Annotated in this window: 1 pseudogene; it reads right to left on the bottom strand. The window is 84.6% G+C overall.

Annotation, left to right across the window (positions count from 1 at the left end):
• A pseudogene (locus HOY81_RS27145) lies at positions 1-363 on the bottom strand (ribonuclease E/G); the annotation flags it as partial.

Below are 363 nucleotides of genomic sequence, written 5' to 3'. Positions count from 1 at the left end.
GCACCCACGGCCTCACCACCGTCCTCGGCGGGCGGACCCGCCGGAGCCGAGACCTTGCGGGCCGCGCGACGCCTCGTACGCGCGGGGGCGGGCGGCGCCGGTGCCTCGGCGGGGACCGCTGCCTCCGGGGACTCCCCGGCCTCGGCGGCCTCCGGGGCCTCGGCCGCGGTCCCGGCACCGGCCGGGGCCGCCGCGGGGGCGGAGACACGACGGGTGACCCGCCTGCGGGACCGGCTACGCGGCTCCTCCCCGGAGCCCGCCTCCCCCGCACCCGCCGCCGCGACGGGCTCCGGTGCGGGCCCGGCGACGGACTCGGCCGCGGGCCGTGCTGCGGGCTCGGCCGCGGGCTCGGACTCCGCCGCC

Source organism: Streptomyces sp. JJ36 (genome assembly GCF_021696945.1).
Classification (GTDB): domain Bacteria; phylum Actinomycetota; class Actinomycetes; order Streptomycetales; family Streptomycetaceae; genus Streptomyces.
This window is presented reverse-complemented; position numbering and strand designations above follow the sequence as displayed.